This is a genomic window from Neisseria sp. DTU_2021_1001991_1_SI_NGA_ILE_055 (assembly GCF_032342915.1).
Taxonomy (GTDB): Bacteria; Pseudomonadota; Gammaproteobacteria; order Burkholderiales; family Neisseriaceae; genus Neisseria.
Map to the genome: position 1 here is coordinate 1,760,082 of NZ_CP135440.1, position 16,061 is coordinate 1,776,142.

Below are 16,061 nucleotides of genomic sequence, written 5' to 3' on the forward strand. Positions count from 1 at the left end.
TCATTGATTATTGACGGGCAGACATCACCGCCTGCAGGTTTTGTTTTAACGTTTCCATGTCCAACCAACCGGCGTTAATAAACAACATCAAAATCACCGTACCCACGCACAACATGCCGATACCATACAACACATAACCCACTAAAACACGGCCTACCGTCGCATTCCCCATCCACATCAAACCGCGCACCTGCACCACAAACACCCAAGCCTGCCACAACAGCGCAAACGCAGCCAACGCCGGCACATACAACACCAGTAACAGCGGCAAGAGCAAAGCCTCAGACACCAAAATAAAGCCCCACAAAGGCAGCCGAGGCGCACCGTAATAATGCAGCACCTTGCGCATCGAGCGGCTCAACACCAACCATTTCACCATCACCAAAATCACCGACAGGCACACCGCCGCCGCGCCGCTGCCAAACAAAGGCGACATATTGGCCGCGTTCACCACACCCAACAGCAGCAACACCGCCGCCATCACCAAAGGCGAATACAAATACGTCTCCGGCGAACGATAGCGCAAACGCAAAACATCCCACATATCACGAACAAACACATACAGCATGGCATAAATCCAAAGCAAAAAAGCCGATTGTATCTTAGGCCGTCTGAAAATCAAACCGGCAAACTTAAAAACCGCCAATTAAAACGAAAAATAATTCAATACAAAACAAAATCTTAATTTACCGCCTCAAAAATAAAGCCTACAAACGCTTGCACAAGGCAACGAAATTTGGTTTAATTCACATCTCGCAACGAAACACGCGAAGGCCAGATAGCTCAGTTGGTAGAGCAACGGATTGAAAATCCGTGTGTCGGCGGTTCGATTCCGCCTCTGGCCACCACCAACCGCCTTGAAGCGGTTATTTTTTTATCTATACGATTTGCACGCCATACTTAGCGCAAATCCCGTTCCAGACCATGCGTCCCGATTTCCACACAAGGCCGTCTGAAAAATTTCAGACGGCCGTTGTTCATGTTGGCATGGCATAAAAATCCGCTTTACCGCCCCATTCCGACAAAATACGGCGCTTCCATCCAAATCGGCTGAAACCTTCGCGAACATACTGAATATGAATAAAGTTCAAGGCCGGTCGGTTTACTATATAATACCGTCCAAACCAACCATAACTTACTCATTGCAGGGAAGATAATGAAAAAAGTGCTGATTGTACATTACTCGCAAACGGGGCAGCTCTCCAGCCTGGCTCGAAATTTTGCCGCACCGTTGCAAACAGCCGGGATACAGGTCGATTGCGTCAATATCGTACCGGAGCAGGCATTTCCGTTTCCATGGCCGTTTTGGCGTTTTTTCGATACCTTTCCTGAAACCGTCCATTTAAAACCCGCTCCTATTCTGCCGCCGCAAATCCCATCCGAAGATTACGATGTGGTGGTCATTGCCTACACTGTTTGGTTCCTCTCTCCTTCGCAACCGATGACCGCCTTTTTGCAACGCGAAGAAACGCGCCGGCTGCTGGACGGCAAACCGGTCATCACGCTTATCGGCTGCCGCAATATGTGGCTGGGCGCGCAGGAAAAAATGAAATCTTTGCTGAAACAAAACGGCGCAAAACTCATCGGCAACATCGTAAAAATCGATGCCTGCAACAGCGCGGCCAGTTTCATTACCACGCCTGCCTGGATGCTGACCGGTGACAAACGCTATTTCCGCTCCCTGCCCTCCGCCGGCATTGCTGAAGAAGAATTGGCGGATGCGGCGCGGTTTGGTGCGAAATTACGCGATACGCTGTTAAACCAACAGCCTTTGGACGAAACCCTGTTTCAAAACATGGGCGCAGTGACGGTTAATGAAAAACTGATTTTCAGCGAACGCGCTGCCGGCCGCAGCTTCTTCGTCTGGGGCAGGCTTTTGATGGCGGCAGGCAGGATTTCTCCGCTTTTGCGCCGTGCCTTGCTGTGCTTTTACATCGTCTTTTTATTGGTGATGATTTTGGTGGTTTTGCCTGTCAGCGTGATTTTGAAAAAGCTGCTGCATCCGCTGCTTAAAGGCCGTCTGAAAAAGCTGGCGGACTATTATGCGCAACCGTCAGGCAGATAATACTTTTCAGACGGCCTCAAACCAGGAACCCATCATGCCCGAAGTTATCCACTACCCCGAACGCCGTCGCTTTCAAATCGATATTGACGGTTTGGAAGCAGGCTACATCAGCTATACCGAACACAACGGCGGCTGGGACGTAAACCATACCGAGGTCTCGCCCAACTTCCGTCATCGCGGCATTGCCAAACTGCTGGTAGACGCACTGATGGAATACGCCGAAGCACACCACATCCCGTTGACTGCAAGCTGCGACTACGCGGCGCGGTTTATCGGTTGATTATTTTGACAAACACATCATGACATCGAATAACACACTCAAAGACGTTTATCTCAACCGCGTTTCTGCCTTTTTGCCCAATGCCCCCATCGGCAATGACGAAATGGAAGCCGTCCTCGGCATGGCAGGCGATGTACCGTCACGCGTGCGCCGTATGATTTTGCGCTCCAACGGCATTTTATCGCGACATTACGCCATCGACCCCGAAAGCCGCCGTACGACGCACACCAATGCCGAACTAGCCGCCGAAGCGGTCAACGGCCTGTTTGCCCAAGGTGTTCCTGCAGAAGCCGTCGGCAGCCTGGCCTGCGCCACTTCCTATCCCGACCAAACCATGCCTGGACACGGCGTGATGGTGCATGGCTTGCTGGATATGCCGCCTTGCGAAGTGTTCAGCATGGCAGGCGTATGCGCGGCAGGTATGGCGGCGATGAAACACGCCTACAACGCCGTGCGTACTGGCGAACACGCACATGCGGTTTCCGTTGCTTCCGAAAACGCCTCGGCGGTCATGCGCGGCGAAGTGTTTCAAAGTGAAACCGACCATAAAAAACTGGAAAACGCGTCCCCCGAAATCGGGTTTGAAAAAGACTTTTTGCGCTGGATGCTGTCTGACGGCGCAGGCGCGGTGTATCTGTCCGACCGTCCCAATTCAGACGGCCTCAGCCTGAAAATCCATTGGATAGACCTGCTTTCCTACGCCAACGAAATGCCGCCCTGCATGTATGCCGGTGCAGAATTCCGCGACGGAGTCTTTGAAGGCTGGAAACACGCCGATGCCGATTACGGACGCCGCCACAGCCTGATGGCGGTCAAGCAGGACGTCAAACTGCTGAACGAAAACATCGTCCGCTACACGGTGGAAAAACCCCTCTCCCAAATCGCCGCCAAACACGGCATCCGCGCCGAAGAAATCGATTGGTTCCTGCCCCACTACTCTTCCGGCTTTTTCCGCGACCGCCTTTCAGACGGCCTGAAAAACATCGGCTTCGACATTCCGCAGGAAAAATGGTTTACCAATCTGCACAGCAAGGGCAACACGGGTTCGGCCTCGATTTACATCATCCTTGAAGAATTTATGCGCACCTTCCCCATCGAACACGGCCAAAAAATCCTGTGTTACGTTCCGGAAAGCGGTCGTTTTTCAACATGTTTCATGCTTTTGGAAGCAGTAAAGGCCGTCTGAATGAAGATTGACGACATCCCTCAAGACAACAGCGCCAGCTACCACGGGCACCGCAAAGTCATCTACGGCACCCGCGACGGCCACTACGAAGCGGCCACCAGCAACGGTTGGCAGGACGAAGCCTACGCCACCGAAATGGCGGTGTGCGAACTCGATGCCCAAACACAGGCCGCGCGCGAAGCCGTCGAAAAAGGCGAATATTCGCCGCTGTACTACCATATGTTCCGCTGCCGTTATGATGAAACCGGCTTGGCCATGGCGGCAGGCGTATGGAAATGGCAGCTGCGCCGGCATTTCCGCCCCGAAGTGTTCGCCAAACTACCGGCCAAAACCCTGCAAAAATACGCCGATGCCTGCCAAACCGACATCGAAGGCCTGAAAAAGCCCGAATAAAAATAGGCCGTCTGAATGTTCAGACGGCCTGAATGCTTTGTTCCCCCTCGCCGTTCCACTATAATGGCAACCCATATCCTTCTAAAAAAATAACATCATGCCAACCGACAACCGCCCGACTCTCGCCATCGACACCAGCACATCCTTTCTGTCCATCGCATTGGAACATCAAGGCGAAATCCGCCTGTTTCACGAAAACGTCGGCACCAAGCAATCCGAACAAATCCTGCCGCAAATCGAACGCCTCTTTAAAGAAGCGGGCATCACGGCCGCCGATTTGGGCTGCATCGTTTATGCACAGGGCCCCGGCGCATTTACCGGCCTGCGTATCGGCGCGGCGGTTGCACAAGGTTTGGCCACGCCGTTTGACACGCCCATGATCGGCATTCCCTGCCTCGATGCCGCCGCTTCATTGCTGCCGCCATCAAGCTGTGTACTGGCGGCCACCGATGCGCGTATGGGCGAAGTGTTCTACGCATGGTTTGATACGCAAAACCACGTCCGCTTGAGCGATTACACGGTTGGCAAAGCCGCCGCCATTACCGCGCCCGAGGACAAAATGCCTAGCGGCGGCATCGGCAATGCCTTTGCCCTCGCCGACAAACCGCCTTTTGACGGTCAGGCCGATATACCGACCGCTGCCGACTATCTCAAACTTGCCCGCAGCAGCCGCTATGTTGCCACCGATGCGGCGCATGCCGAGCTGCTCTACGTCCGCAATAAAATTGCCCTGACCGCGCAAGAGCAAGCCCAACAAAAGGCCAAATCGTGAACCTGCGCCCAGCCGTACTTGCCGACTGCCCCACCCTTGCCACCATCGACGCACAAGGCAATCCTTCGCCGTGGACGGCGCAGCAGTTTGAATCGGCGGTTCAACACCATCCCGACAGCGTTTGGCTCAGCCAGGCAGACCACCAAATTACCGGCTTTATCGTGTGGCAAACCGTGTTTGACGAATCCGAACTGCACCTGATTGCCGTCGCGCCCGAATACCGCCGCCAAGGCATTGCGTCCGCCCTGCTGCAACACTGGCAAAACGCAGTGCAACGGCAAGACGCAACCCGATTGCTGCTCGAAGTCCGCGCAAGCAATGAAACCGCGCAACAGCTCTACCGCAAACACGGTTTCCAAACCTGCGGCCGCCGCAAAAACTACTACGCCCTGCCCGACGGTGGCAGCGAAGATGCCGTATTGATGGAGAAATCATGTTAAGCAGCCGCTACCTGCACCTGCACGAAGCCTTGGGCTTGGGCCCGATGTGGCTGAACCGAAACGCCAAAATCATCCATGCCGCGCCTCAAGCCGCAGCCGCACCCGTCCGCCCCAAAACCATTGCCGCCGATACCGCGCAAGCCGTGCGCACTTTATCCGCAGGCGCCCATCAGGCACGCACCACCGCCATCGCCACTGCGCAAACGGCCAAACCTGCTGTCCGCGTTCCCGAAACGGCTCCCAAAGCCATGGCCGAAACACCGGCAAAAACAGAAAAAGCCGCGCATTCAGACAATTTGCCCCGTCTTGACGTAACCATCAGGCCGTCTGAAATCATGGTGGTCAGCATTTGCCCGTCCACCGAAGACAGCCTGCACGGTACGCTGTTTAGCGGCGACGTCGGCACGCTTCTCGACAACATCCTCGCCGCCATCGGCCTCAAACCCGAGCAGGCGCACAAAACCGCATGGGTCAAAACCGCGCCCGTGTTCACCGCCCTGCCCGATGCCGAACACATCCGCGCCGAGCTTGCCGAAATGCAAAACGAGCTGACCGCTTCGCAAGCGCGCGCAGTCTTGTTTCTCGGCAAAATCTTCGACAGCCCCGACATGATCGGACTGATGAACGAATTGTGCGGGAAGCGGCCGCATTTCGTCATTCCCCACCCCGCCCGCCTGCTGATGCAGCCGCAACTCAAAGTGCAGGCATGGCAAATCTTAAAGCCATTGAAACAGCTTTTGGCCAAGGCCGTCTGAACATTCTGTTTAACCTGAAATCAGGTTTTCCACCAATAAAAAAGGGCGTGTTCAACACGCCCTAATGTTTTTCAATATTCCGCCGAATGCCAGAAAGGCTGACCCACCGTCGGCGTACTGGCGCGCGCTTTCTCACGCGCTTCCACAGGTTCCGCCTCATATGCCAGACGACCCGACTCGACCGCAAGCGCAAAAGCGCGTGCCATATTGACCGGATCGCCGCTGCGGGAAACGGCGGTATTCAGCAACACGCCGTCAAAACCCCATTCCATCACTTGCGCCGCCTGCGAAGGCAAACCCAAACCAGCATCGATAATCAACGGCGTGTCGGGCAGACGTTCGCGCAAGACTTTCAACGCATAAGCATGAACTGCGCCCAAACCCGTGCCAATCGGCGCCGCCCACGGCATCAACGCCTGACAACCCACGTCAAGCAGGCGGCGGCAGGCAATCAGGTCTTCAGTGCAATAAGGCAGCACTTTGAAGCCGTCTTTAATCAGGATTTCCGCCGCTTCGACGAGTTGGAACACATCCGGCTGCAAGGTATCGTCGTCGCCGATAAGTTCAAGCTTGATCCAGTCGGTATCAAACACTTCGCGCGCCATTTGCGCAGTGGTCACGGCTTCCTGCACACTTTGGCAACCTGCGGTATTGGGCAACACAGGCACACCCATTTCTTCCAACAACGACCAAAAACCCTGCCCGTGCGCTTCGCCGCCGCTGCCGGCACGGCGCAATGAAACGGTAATCATCGCCGGTTGCGCGATTTGGACAGACTGCTTGAGGATTTCCGGCGTCGGATAAGCAGCCGTACCGAGCAGCAGCCGTGAAGGGAAAGTTTCTCCGTATAGGGTAAACATGATGGATTCCTTTGTATTGTTTTTTAGATTTTAAGCATAAGGCAATCGGGCAACCCTGCCCGATATTCAAACAGGAAAAAGTCGGGCGCAAATACCCGACCTGTTGATTACAAATCTCTTATCCGCCGACTACGGGGCGCACAATGTCCACTTTATCGTTTTCGTTCAAAACCGTTTCCGCATACGCGCCTTTGGATACAAACTGGGTATTGACGGCAACGGCAAACGGTTTTTGCGGCGAAGTTTGGGAGATAAGGTCGGCGATGGTTGTGCCGTTTAATGTAATGGTTTCATTGTTCAATATAATCTTCATGATGTTTGCTCCTCTTGTCAGACTTCTTATTTTCAGACGGCCTTATTGGTCCCACAAAGCCTGAAACGCTTTAACCACCGCTTCGGGATTTTCCGCTTCGGTCACGGCGCGGACGACGGCGAGCGAGGAAACGCCGGTGGCAAGTACGGCTTCGGCATTGTTCAAATCGATGCCGCCGATGGCAACGACGGGCGTGCCGCCTGCCTGTCTGACGTATTCGCGCAGTTTGTCCAAACCTTGCGGGGCGGTCGGCATTTGTTTAGTTGTGGTCGGAAAAATCGCACCGCTGGCGACATAGCTGGGGTGTACGGACAGGGCGCGGTCGAGTTCGGCGACGGAGTGCGTACTCAAGCCCAAGCGCAAACCGGCGGCTTCAATCGCGGCAAGGTCGGCAGTGTCCATGTCTTCCTGTCCGAGATGTACGCCGTATGCACCTGCTTCTATCGCCTCGCGCCAGTGGTCGTTGATGAAAAGCTGGGTTGCGCTGTTTTGACAGGCGGCGACGCAACGTTCGATTTCACGTCTCAATTCATCGCCATGCAAGGTTTTGCAACGCAGTTGCACCGTGTCGGCACCTGCTTTGACCATGCGCTCGACCCAGTCGGCGGTGGGAACGACGGCATAAAATTTCAGGGGGGATTTGAGTGGCGGGAAATTCATGGCGGCTCCGAATCGGAAAAATTGTTGTCATGTTATCAGAAAGGCCGTCTGAATAATATTTGTTTTCAGACGGCCTTATCAAATGGTTTTGAACAATCAAGAAGGATGTTACAAACCCACCCTTTTGCTGATTGGGATAAAGGTTGTTACAACAAAAACAATGTGGCCAATCCCAAGAAAATCAGGAAGCCGCCGGAGTCGGTAACTGCGGTAATCAGCACTGAGCTGCCCAATGCCGGGTCGCGCCCGGCTTTGTCCATCATAACGGGAATGAGGACGCCGACGGTCGCAGCCAGCAAAAGGTTCAAGGTCATCGCGGCCACCATGACCAGACCGATGCCGATGTTGCCGTAGAGCAGCCATGAAATCACGCCCATCACGGTGCCCCAAATAATGCCGTTGACGAGGGCGACGCCGACTTCTTTTTTCAGCAGGCGGCCTGCCTGCGTGCTGGTCATTTGTCCCATTGCCATGGCGCGGACGATCATGGTGATGGTTTGGTTGCCGGAGTTGCCGCCGATGCCGGCGACGATGGGCATCAGCGCGGCCAGTGCGACGATTTTCTCGATACTGCCTTCAAATGCGCCAATCACGCGGCTGGCGATAAAGGCGGTACACAGGTTGATGGCGAGCCACATCCAGCGGTTTTTCACCGAGTCCCAAATTGGGGCGAACAAGTCCTCTTCTTCTTGCAAACCGGCCATGTTAAACATGTCGGCTTCGGATTCTTCACGGATCACGTCCACCATTTCGTCAATGGTGATCCTGCCGATCAGCTTTTTGTTTTCATCGACAACCGGCGCGGTCACCAAGTCATAACGTTCAAACGCCTGCGCCGCTTCTTCCACGTCGTCTTCGGGACGGAAGCGCACGACATCGGTGGCCATCACGTCCGCCACCATGTCTTCGGGGTCGGCGACCAAGAGTTTGCGGATGGGCAGCACGCCTTGCAACACGTCGTTTTCATCGACTACGAAAATCTTGTCGGTATGGTCGGGCAGGCTGTCGAAACGGCGCAAGTAACGCAACACGACCTCACACGCCACATCGGCGCGGATGCTGACCAATTCAAAGTCCATAATCGCGCCGACTTGGTTGTCTTCGTAAGACATCGCCGCTTTGACCTGCTCGCGTTCTTCTTCATCACGCGTTTGCAGCGCTTCGTACACTACTTGGTGCGGCAGGTCGTCTGCCAGCTCTGCCAATTCGTCTGCGTCCAAATCATCGACGGCGGCCAACAGCTCGTCTTTGTCCATGGACTCGATCAACGTTTCGCGTACGGCGTCGGATACTTCCAGCAACACTTCGCCGTCGTCTTCCGGGGCGACCAAAAGCCAGACGATGTTACGCTCGCGCGGCGGCAGGGATTCCAAGACGGCGGCCACGTCGGCAGGGTGCAGCTCGGCCAAGAGGACGGTCAGCTCGGTGAACTTGTCGCGCAGGCTTTCGTCTTCAATCGGCACGCCTGCTTCAATTTGTTCGAAGGACGGCTCGAGGATTTCGCATAAGGCGTGGATGCGGTCGATATCGTCAGAGATGCGATCGTCAGAAATGCGGTCTTCCACCGCTTCATTGTCGGGGGTATGGTCGAGATTCGGAGGGGTTTGTTCGATGCTCATAAATGCTCCGCCCGCCGGACGCGGGGAGGCATTTCGGCGGGATGATTATGGTTGTTGTGTGTCTGATGGGAAGTTCAAAGGCGAACTGGGAAGGTCCATAATTCGAGCCTGCTGAGAGGCGCAGAGTTGTAAACGGTGCATATTCTACTCTTTTTTAGGCCGTTTTACCATTTTTAACGGGAAAGGCCGTCTGAAACCGGGTGATAACGACACTCCTTTTTTTCAGACGGCCTGATGATTTGATTTTATTTGTTTCGCCTGCCGAACGCTTCCCTGACCACGTCCAACCAAGCCCTTAAGGCCGGCGTCGGGCGTTGGTGTTTTTTCCATGCCATGGTGAGCTGCCAGCGGATTTCGGGTTCGACCAAAGGAATGGCGGCAAAGACATCGGGATTGATTTTTCGGGCATAGTATTCGGGCAGCAGGGCAATGCCCATATTGTGCGCCACCATATCGGCGACCAAATTCCATTGTCCTGTACGGCAGACAACGTTAGGCGTAAAACCCTGATTGCGGCAGGCCGTCTGAATGGTTTCGTTGAGGGAAAAGCCTGCGCCAAACAGAATGAAGGGCTCGTGTTGCAGGCTTTTGAGCGTCAGCGCATCGTGTCTCGCCCGATTTTTCGGCATCAAGACCACCAGCGGATAGTCGCACAACGTGATGCTGTCGAAGTCTTCGTGAACCGGCGCGAGCAGCTGTCCGGCATCGAGTTCGTTGTTGCGCAATGATTGCTCGATGGCGAGCGAGCCTTGTTCCAAAAACGACAATTCGATGTCCGGCCATTTTTGGTGGAAATCAAACAGCGCATGACTGAGCAAATCGCTGCCAAACAAAGCCAAGCCCAAACGCAGCGTCCCGCTTTTGACATGGCGGTAATCGTCAATGCGGGCCAGCAGCAAATCGCGTTCGTGTAAAAGGTTTAACGCGTGGCGATAGACTTCTTCGCCGATTGCGGTCGGCTGCACCTGCCGCTTTTTGCGTCCGTTTTCTTTGCACAAAAGCGGCACGCCCAATTCTTCTTCCAAAGCCTGAATGATTTTGCTGACCGTCGGCTGCGTCAAATTCAACGCGGAAGCCGTGGCCGAAAAACTTTGCAGGCGGATGAGTTCGGCAAAACAATACAGGCTTTTGAAGTCCATTATTCCTCTAAGGCATGATTATTCGTTTAATAATTCATATTATGCAGAAACCAGGTTTCTATAATCAAGCCTTTCATTCAACACACACCCACATCATGGATTCCCTCACCAGATTTTTTCAGACGGCCTTGCAGCTTGCCATCATCGGCGCAGTATGGGGCGTCTCCGACCTTATCGTCCGCTTCACGCATCTGCCTATTTCTTCAGGCGTATTGGGCTTGTTCCTCATGCTCGCCCTTTTGGGGCTCGGCATCATCCGCCCGGGCATGGTTGACCGCGGCGCAAAATGGGCATTGGGCGAACTCGTCTTTTTCTTCATCCCCATCATGGTTTCCGTCTTGCAATATCAAGACCTGCTGATGTCCGAAGGCTGGCAGCTGATTTTGACCATCGCCGTCGGCACCGCGCTCGTGATGATCAGCACCGCCCTGACCCTCGATTTCTGCTACCGCTGGAAACGCCGCCTCTACAAAAAACTCCACTCCTAAAAATAGAGAATAAAAATGGACTACACCGCCCTCGCCTGCTTCATCTGGACTTGCTTTGCCTATGTCGTTGCCAAAAAAATCCACCGCAAAAAACCCTTAATGATTTTCTCCCCCGTCGTTACCGTCTCCGTCAGCACCATCCTCCTGCTGCTGGCATTCGGCATCAATTACGACACCTACCACAAATATACCCAAGGCATCGTCTTTCTGCTCACTCCGGTTACCGTTGCCTTTGCCGTCCCCATTTATGAAAACCGCGAAGTCATCCGCCGCCAACTGCCCATCCTCTCCATCGCCATTATGGTGGGCATGTTTGTCGGCGTAGTCAGCGCATTCCTCATGAGCCATATGTTCCATTTCAACAACGAAGTGACCAACAGCCTGATGGCGCGTTCCATCTCCACGCCGTTTGCCGTCGTCCTTGCCAGCGAAATCCACGGCTCCGCCTCGCTCGTTTCCCTGTTCACCATCATCACCGGCTTTGTCGGCATGATATTCGGCGACCTGTTTTTGGCCTTTACCCGCATCCGTTTCCACACCGCCAACGGCGTGGCATTCGGCAATGCCGCCCACGGCTTCGGCACATCGCGCGCCGGACAACGCCACGAAACCGAAGGCGTGATGGCCAGCCTGACCATGATTTTGGCCGGACTGTTTATGGTATTGTTTGGCCCGACCATGGTGCATTTGGTAATTTGGATGATGAGTTAGGCGTCGTCCCGACGACCATACACAAAAAGGCCGTCTGAAACATATATCGGTTTCAGACGGCCTTTTATATTATGGAACGATTACAGTTTGAAAATAGAAGCCTCTGCTAAATCATGAATGGTATCCAACGCAGATGAACCTGTACCATTGCTTGAATAGGTCGCATTGTCTGAGGAAAGACCGGCAGAAGAATCAAGAGGATCAGCCTCACCAAAGGCACGGCTCAAAAGTTCATCACCATCGAAAGCTTTGGATTCCAATATCGGCTTCGCGGCCGGCTGCGCAGGCTCGAAACCTTCCCACTCACGCGGATCAAGGCGGATGATATGGTCATCATCATAACCGTCATTAGGCCCTTTGCCTTCTCCTGAAAAAGTACCGTCCCATTCGCGCGGATCGAGGCGGATGGTATGATCATCATAGCCGTCATTAGGCCCTTTGCCTTCCCCTGAAAAAGTACCGTCCCATTCGCGTGGATCAAGGCGGATGGTATGGTCATCATCATAGCTGTCATTAGGTCCTTTGCCTTCTCCTGAAAAAGTGCCATCCCACTCGCGCGGATCGAGGCGGATAACAAAATCTTCAGAATCACCTTCTTTACTTGGTTGATGTACTTTAGCCATGAAATTCTCCTTAACAAATAAACGGATACTGTACCTAATGCCTCATAAAGACATTGCGGACTCTATTCTAGAACAAAGAAAACAGCGGGCAAAGATTGAAGGGAACAACGGTTTCTTAACACGATAATTGGATTTAAATCTTTTTAAAACAAATAGATATAATTTATACATCATACCCGGTCATCCATTATTAAAAACGTCCACCAAGATAATTCACCCTCTTCCGTCCCCTTGCTGTGCGGCAAAAAGGCCGTCTGAAAAATGACTTTCAGACGGCCCTTTCATTTGCTCAAGCCTTATTCTTTAGGCAGGCGCAGGACGGAGACGATGAATCCGCCCCAAATGACGATCAATGCGACAAGCATCATAATAATGGCTGAAGTACTCATTATTCGTCTCCTTCACGTTCGTGTTCATGTTCGTCTTTGACGTTGAAGTTCTGACCATGTTTCCACGGCAAGAAAGACAGCAGGACAGACAATACCAAGAGGGCGCCCACCATGCCCCAACCGAAGATATTGAGGAAGCTGTCAGGATAGCCGCTGTAATTCTCTTTTAAGAGGCCGGCGGTATCTTGATAAAGCATATAGCCGAGCATAGCGACGGTAACCACCACGCTGGCTGTCCACACTTTACCGACACGGATGGAAGACAGCGCGTTCAAGTGGTTGCGCAGTTCCGGCAGCTTGTGCAACAGGACAATCGCCAAAACATAAACAAAACCAGAAGCCACAATGCCGTAGGTATTGATGAATTTGTCCAATACGTCCAACACAGGCAGGCCGGTGGTCGTACCGAACAGCAAGGTGGAAATAATCGCCATTGGCACGCCTGCAATCAGCGTTGCGCTGACACGACCGATGTTCATTTTGTCTTGAATCGCGGCCACAATCACTTCAACGATGGAAATCATGGAAGTTACCCCCGCAAACACCAGCGAGCCGAAGAACAACACGCCGATCAACGCACCCATAGGGGCTTGGTTGATGATGGTCGGGAACGCGATAAACGCCAAACCGATACCGCTGGATGCCACTTCGCTGACTTCTTTGCCTGCTGCTTGAGCCATAAAGCCCAATGCGGCAAATACGCCGATACCGGCGAGCAACTCAAAGCTGCTGTTGGCAAAACCGACAACCAAGCCTGTGCCACCCAAGTCGGTTTTTTTCTTCAGGTAAGAAGAATAAGTAATCATGATGCCGAAGCAGATGGAGAGCGAGAAGAAAATTTGGCCATATGCGGCTACCCAGACTTTCGGATCGGACAATCGGCTCCAGTCAGGTGTAAACAAAGCGTCCAAACCTTTTGCCGCGCCCGGCAGGGTCAGGGCGATGCCCACCATGATGACAAACATCACCACCAACAAAGGCATGAAGAATGTGGACGCACCGGCCACGCCTTTTTGCACGCCCAAAGCCATAATCGCCAGCGTAAACACCCACACGGCAATCAGCGGGCCGGCAACTTTACCGACAAAGTCCAAGCCCAAGTCTTTGGCATCGGCCATTTGCAGGAAGTCTTTGAAGAAGAATGCCTGCGGATCCGCACCCCACGCCGAAGTCAAAGAATAATAGGCATAGCTTGCCGCCCAGCCGACAATCACGGCGTAGTAGATACAGATGATGACGTTGGTCAGGAAGTTCCACCAACCCACCGGCTCAAACCAACGGCCGAGGCGGCGGAAGGCCAAAGGTGGCGAGCCGCGGTAACGGTGGCCGATGGCATAGTCGAGCAGCAACAGCGGAATACCTGCCGTCAACAGCGCAACCAAGTAAGGGAGGACGAAAGCACCGCCGCCGTTGTCGAAGGCGATGTAAGGGAAACGCCAAATGTTGCCTAAGCCCACGGCCGAGCCGATGGCGGCAAACATAAAGGCACGGCGACTGCTAAACGTCGCGCGTTCGCTGGATTGAGAATTTGACACAATGAACCTCTTAAAAATCGAGTGTCGTCAAGGCCTCCCGGCCTTGCGCGTATATATTTAGAAATCAGGCCGGACAAAGCGGCCGGTTAAAATAGATATTCGGACAAGGATAATATCCGGTATTTAAAGAATGCACCGCTTATGGCCATGCAAACATAATCTGACCTTATCGTAAAAAAATTTAACACTGTTGGCAAGTCAGTATTGCATTAAAATCGCAAGGAAAATCTTCATGCACTACGACTAAAATCTTCATACACTTCTTTATATACAAGCCAAACGCAACACACAAGCCCCGTTTCCCCCTCCCCTTCCCACTGACAACCGCCCTTGCCGCAAACCGCCTTTCCCTTATCCCGTAAGGAAAAGCGGCAACCCAACGCATTCAAATCCCCCGTCATCAAAATGTTTCAGACGGCCTGTTTTCCTTCGTCCAATCCGGGCCGTCTGAAATTTAACTGTTACATGTTGTAATCAAGAAACCGTCCTCAAATTCTGTTTAATATAAACAAAAACAATCCGCCTTTTTCTACACTATTCATCACCATCATTTAAAATAAGCATAAAATATTAAAAATAAAATGAATAAAAAATAAAATGACAAAAAACCAAAAATAATATTAATTTTAAACCCGTATTTCTACTCTAATCATCCACAATCAAAAATAATCAAACCAAAAAATTTCAATAAAACATTAATTACACAGCACTACATTTTTGCTATAATTGCCGCCATTCAATCCACAACCCAAACCCAAAAGAAGAGGAAAAGCCATGGGTATCAAAGTTGCCATCAACGGTTACGGCCGCATCGGCCGCCAAGTAGTGCGCGCTATTTTCGACTACAAACTGCAAGACCAACTCGACATCGTTGCCATCAACGCCAGCGGCAGCATCGAGACCAACGCCCACCTGACCAAATTTGACACTGTTCACGGCCGCTTTGACGCCGATGTTTCCCACGATGAGAAACACCTCATCATCGACGGTAAAAAAATCCCTTACTTCTCTACCCGCAACCCAGCCGAATTACCATGGGGCGAATTGGGCGTTGACTTGGTAATGGAATGTACCGGCGCGTTCACCAGCAAAGAGAAAGCCAAAATCCACTTGGAAAGCGGCGCGAAAAAAGTACTGATTTCCGCTCCCGGCGGCGATGACGTTGATGCAACCATCGTTTACGGCGTAAACGACAACGTGATTACCGGCGACATGACCGTTATTTCCAATGCCTCCTGTACCACCAACTGCCTGGCACCCGTGGCCAAAGTGTTGAACGAAAACATCGGCATCGTAAACGGCGTAATGACCACCATCCACGCGCTGACCAACGACCAAACCGTCACCGACGTACGCCACAAAGACCTGCGCCGTGCGCGTAGCGGCGTGGAAAACATGATTCCGACCAAAACCGGCGCAGCAAAAGCCGTCGGCTTGGTATTGCCTGCCCTCAAAGGCAAACTCGACGGCCTCGCCATCCGCGTACCGACCGTCAACGTTTCCCTGGTTGACTTGAGCTTCCAAGCAAGCCGCGAGACTTCTGTCGAAGAAATCAACGCGCTGATGAAAGCCGCTTCCAAAGAAGGCCGTCTGAAAGGCGTTTTGGGTTACAACACCCTGCCGCTGGTTTCTATGGACTTCAACCACACCACCCAAGCCAGCACATTCGACTCTACGCTGACCAAAGTAACCGAAGGCAAAATGGTTAAAGTGTTCGCATGGTACGACAACGAGTGGGGCTTCAGCTGCCAAATGCTGAACACCGCGCGCCGTATGTTTGGTTTGGAAGTACGTCCGTTCTAATCGGCTTCCAACACAAAGGCCGTCTGAAAC

General features: G+C 52.9%; 19 protein-coding genes and 1 tRNA gene. 11 read left to right on the forward strand and 9 right to left on the reverse strand.

Annotated elements, in window-relative coordinates:
* Window positions 1-7: 7 nt before the first annotated feature.
* Entirely contained in the window at window positions 8-568 is a 561-nt protein-coding gene (locus tag RRV97_RS08225) for a hypothetical protein (protein ID WP_315611240.1), read from the reverse strand.
* A gap of 204 nt (window positions 569-772) precedes the next feature.
* On the opposite strand from RRV97_RS08225, the gene RRV97_RS08230 reads away from it, so the two are divergent.
* From RRV97_RS08230 to RRV97_RS08265, 8 genes are all read left to right on the forward strand, one after another.
* Window positions 773-848: transfer RNA gene (locus RRV97_RS08230), tRNA-Phe, on the forward strand.
* 308 nt (window positions 849-1,156) lie between these two features.
* Complete coding sequence (locus RRV97_RS08235) at window positions 1,157-2,065, forward strand: dialkylrecorsinol condensing enzyme (RefSeq protein ID WP_315611241.1); 909 nt, start codon at window positions 1,157-1,159, stop codon at window positions 2,063-2,065.
* A 34-nt stretch (window positions 2,066-2,099) separates the two neighbouring features.
* The gene (locus RRV97_RS08240) at window positions 2,100-2,345 is read left to right on the forward strand and encodes a GNAT family N-acetyltransferase (protein WP_254345353.1); all 246 of its coding nucleotides are present in this window, start codon (window positions 2,100-2,102) and stop codon (window positions 2,343-2,345) included.
* A gap of 19 nt (window positions 2,346-2,364) precedes the next feature.
* Window positions 2,365-3,531: a beta-ketoacyl-ACP synthase III gene (locus RRV97_RS08245; RefSeq protein WP_315611242.1), complete on the forward strand. Its 1,167-nt coding sequence runs from the start codon at window positions 2,365-2,367 to the stop codon at window positions 3,529-3,531.
* Window positions 3,532-3,924 carry a hypothetical protein gene (locus tag RRV97_RS08250; RefSeq protein WP_315611243.1) on the forward strand — a complete coding sequence of 131 codons (393 nt, stop codon included), beginning with the start codon at window positions 3,532-3,534 and terminating at the stop codon, window positions 3,922-3,924.
* Window positions 3,925-4,021: 97 nt separating this feature from the next.
* The gene (gene tsaB, locus RRV97_RS08255) at window positions 4,022-4,696 is read left to right on the forward strand and encodes a tRNA (adenosine(37)-N6)-threonylcarbamoyltransferase complex dimerization subunit type 1 TsaB (protein ID WP_315611244.1); all 675 of its coding nucleotides are present in this window, start codon (window positions 4,022-4,024) and stop codon (window positions 4,694-4,696) included.
* Entirely contained in the window at window positions 4,693-5,136 is a 444-nt protein-coding gene (rimI, locus tag RRV97_RS08260; RefSeq protein WP_315611245.1) for a ribosomal protein S18-alanine N-acetyltransferase, read from the forward strand. Before tsaB ends, rimI begins: the two co-directional genes overlap by 4 nt.
* On the forward strand, window positions 5,130-5,891 hold the full coding sequence (locus RRV97_RS08265) for a uracil-DNA glycosylase family protein (RefSeq protein WP_315611246.1): 762 nt from the start codon (window positions 5,130-5,132) through the stop codon (window positions 5,889-5,891). The genes rimI and RRV97_RS08265 overlap by 7 nt, the downstream gene beginning before the upstream one ends.
* 71 nt (window positions 5,892-5,962) lie before the next feature.
* Here the strand turns inward: RRV97_RS08265 and RRV97_RS08270 are convergent, their stop codons facing one another.
* From RRV97_RS08270 to RRV97_RS08290, 5 genes are all read right to left on the reverse strand, one after another.
* The gene (locus tag RRV97_RS08270) at window positions 5,963-6,751 is read right to left on the reverse strand and encodes a thiazole synthase (protein WP_314596130.1); all 789 of its coding nucleotides are present in this window, start codon (window positions 6,749-6,751) and stop codon (window positions 5,963-5,965) included.
* Window positions 6,752-6,869: 118 nt separating this feature from the next.
* A complete protein-coding gene (thiS, locus tag RRV97_RS08275) occupies window positions 6,870-7,064 on the reverse strand; it encodes a sulfur carrier protein ThiS (RefSeq protein WP_315611247.1) in 195 nt (64 codons plus the stop codon).
* A gap of 42 nt (window positions 7,065-7,106) precedes the next feature.
* Window positions 7,107-7,724, reverse strand: coding sequence for a thiamine phosphate synthase (thiE, locus tag RRV97_RS08280; protein ID WP_315611248.1), 618 nt, complete (start codon window positions 7,722-7,724; stop codon window positions 7,107-7,109).
* A 146-nt stretch (window positions 7,725-7,870) separates the two neighbouring features.
* A complete protein-coding gene (gene mgtE / locus RRV97_RS08285; RefSeq protein ID WP_315611249.1) occupies window positions 7,871-9,343 on the reverse strand; it encodes a magnesium transporter in 1,473 nt (490 codons plus the stop codon).
* Window positions 9,344-9,588: 245 nt separating this feature from the next.
* Complete coding sequence (locus RRV97_RS08290; protein ID WP_003748147.1) at window positions 9,589-10,482, reverse strand: LysR family transcriptional regulator; 894 nt, start codon at window positions 10,480-10,482, stop codon at window positions 9,589-9,591.
* A gap of 14 nt (window positions 10,483-10,496) precedes the next feature.
* On the opposite strand from RRV97_RS08290, the gene RRV97_RS08295 reads away from it, so the two are divergent.
* On the forward strand, window positions 10,497-10,970 hold the full coding sequence (locus RRV97_RS08295; protein WP_003748145.1) for a CidA/LrgA family protein: 474 nt from the start codon (window positions 10,497-10,499) through the stop codon (window positions 10,968-10,970).
* A 15-nt stretch (window positions 10,971-10,985) separates the two neighbouring features.
* Complete coding sequence (locus RRV97_RS08300) at window positions 10,986-11,681, forward strand: LrgB family protein (protein WP_295698305.1); 696 nt, start codon at window positions 10,986-10,988, stop codon at window positions 11,679-11,681.
* A gap of 80 nt (window positions 11,682-11,761) precedes the next feature.
* On the opposite strand, the gene RRV97_RS08305 is transcribed toward RRV97_RS08300, so the two are convergent.
* The 3 genes from RRV97_RS08305 to RRV97_RS08315 form a co-directional block, all read right to left on the reverse strand.
* Window positions 11,762-12,304: a hypothetical protein gene (locus RRV97_RS08305; RefSeq protein ID WP_315611250.1), complete on the reverse strand. Its 543-nt coding sequence runs from the start codon at window positions 12,302-12,304 to the stop codon at window positions 11,762-11,764.
* 296 nt (window positions 12,305-12,600) lie between these two features.
* A complete protein-coding gene (locus tag RRV97_RS08310; RefSeq protein ID WP_036472778.1) occupies window positions 12,601-12,693 on the reverse strand; it encodes a methionine/alanine import family NSS transporter small subunit in 93 nt (30 codons plus the stop codon).
* Complete coding sequence (locus RRV97_RS08315; RefSeq protein ID WP_410505888.1) at window positions 12,693-14,174, reverse strand: sodium-dependent transporter; 1,482 nt, start codon at window positions 14,172-14,174, stop codon at window positions 12,693-12,695. Before RRV97_RS08315 ends, RRV97_RS08310 begins: the two co-directional genes overlap by 1 nt.
* Window positions 14,175-15,002: 828 nt before the next feature.
* On the opposite strand from RRV97_RS08315, the gene gap reads away from it, so the two are divergent.
* Window positions 15,003-16,031 (forward strand): type I glyceraldehyde-3-phosphate dehydrogenase, encoded by a 1,029-nt coding sequence (gene gap, locus RRV97_RS08320; RefSeq protein ID WP_315611252.1) that lies wholly within the window; start codon window positions 15,003-15,005, stop codon window positions 16,029-16,031.
* The last annotated feature ends 30 nt before the right edge of the window (window positions 16,032-16,061 follow it).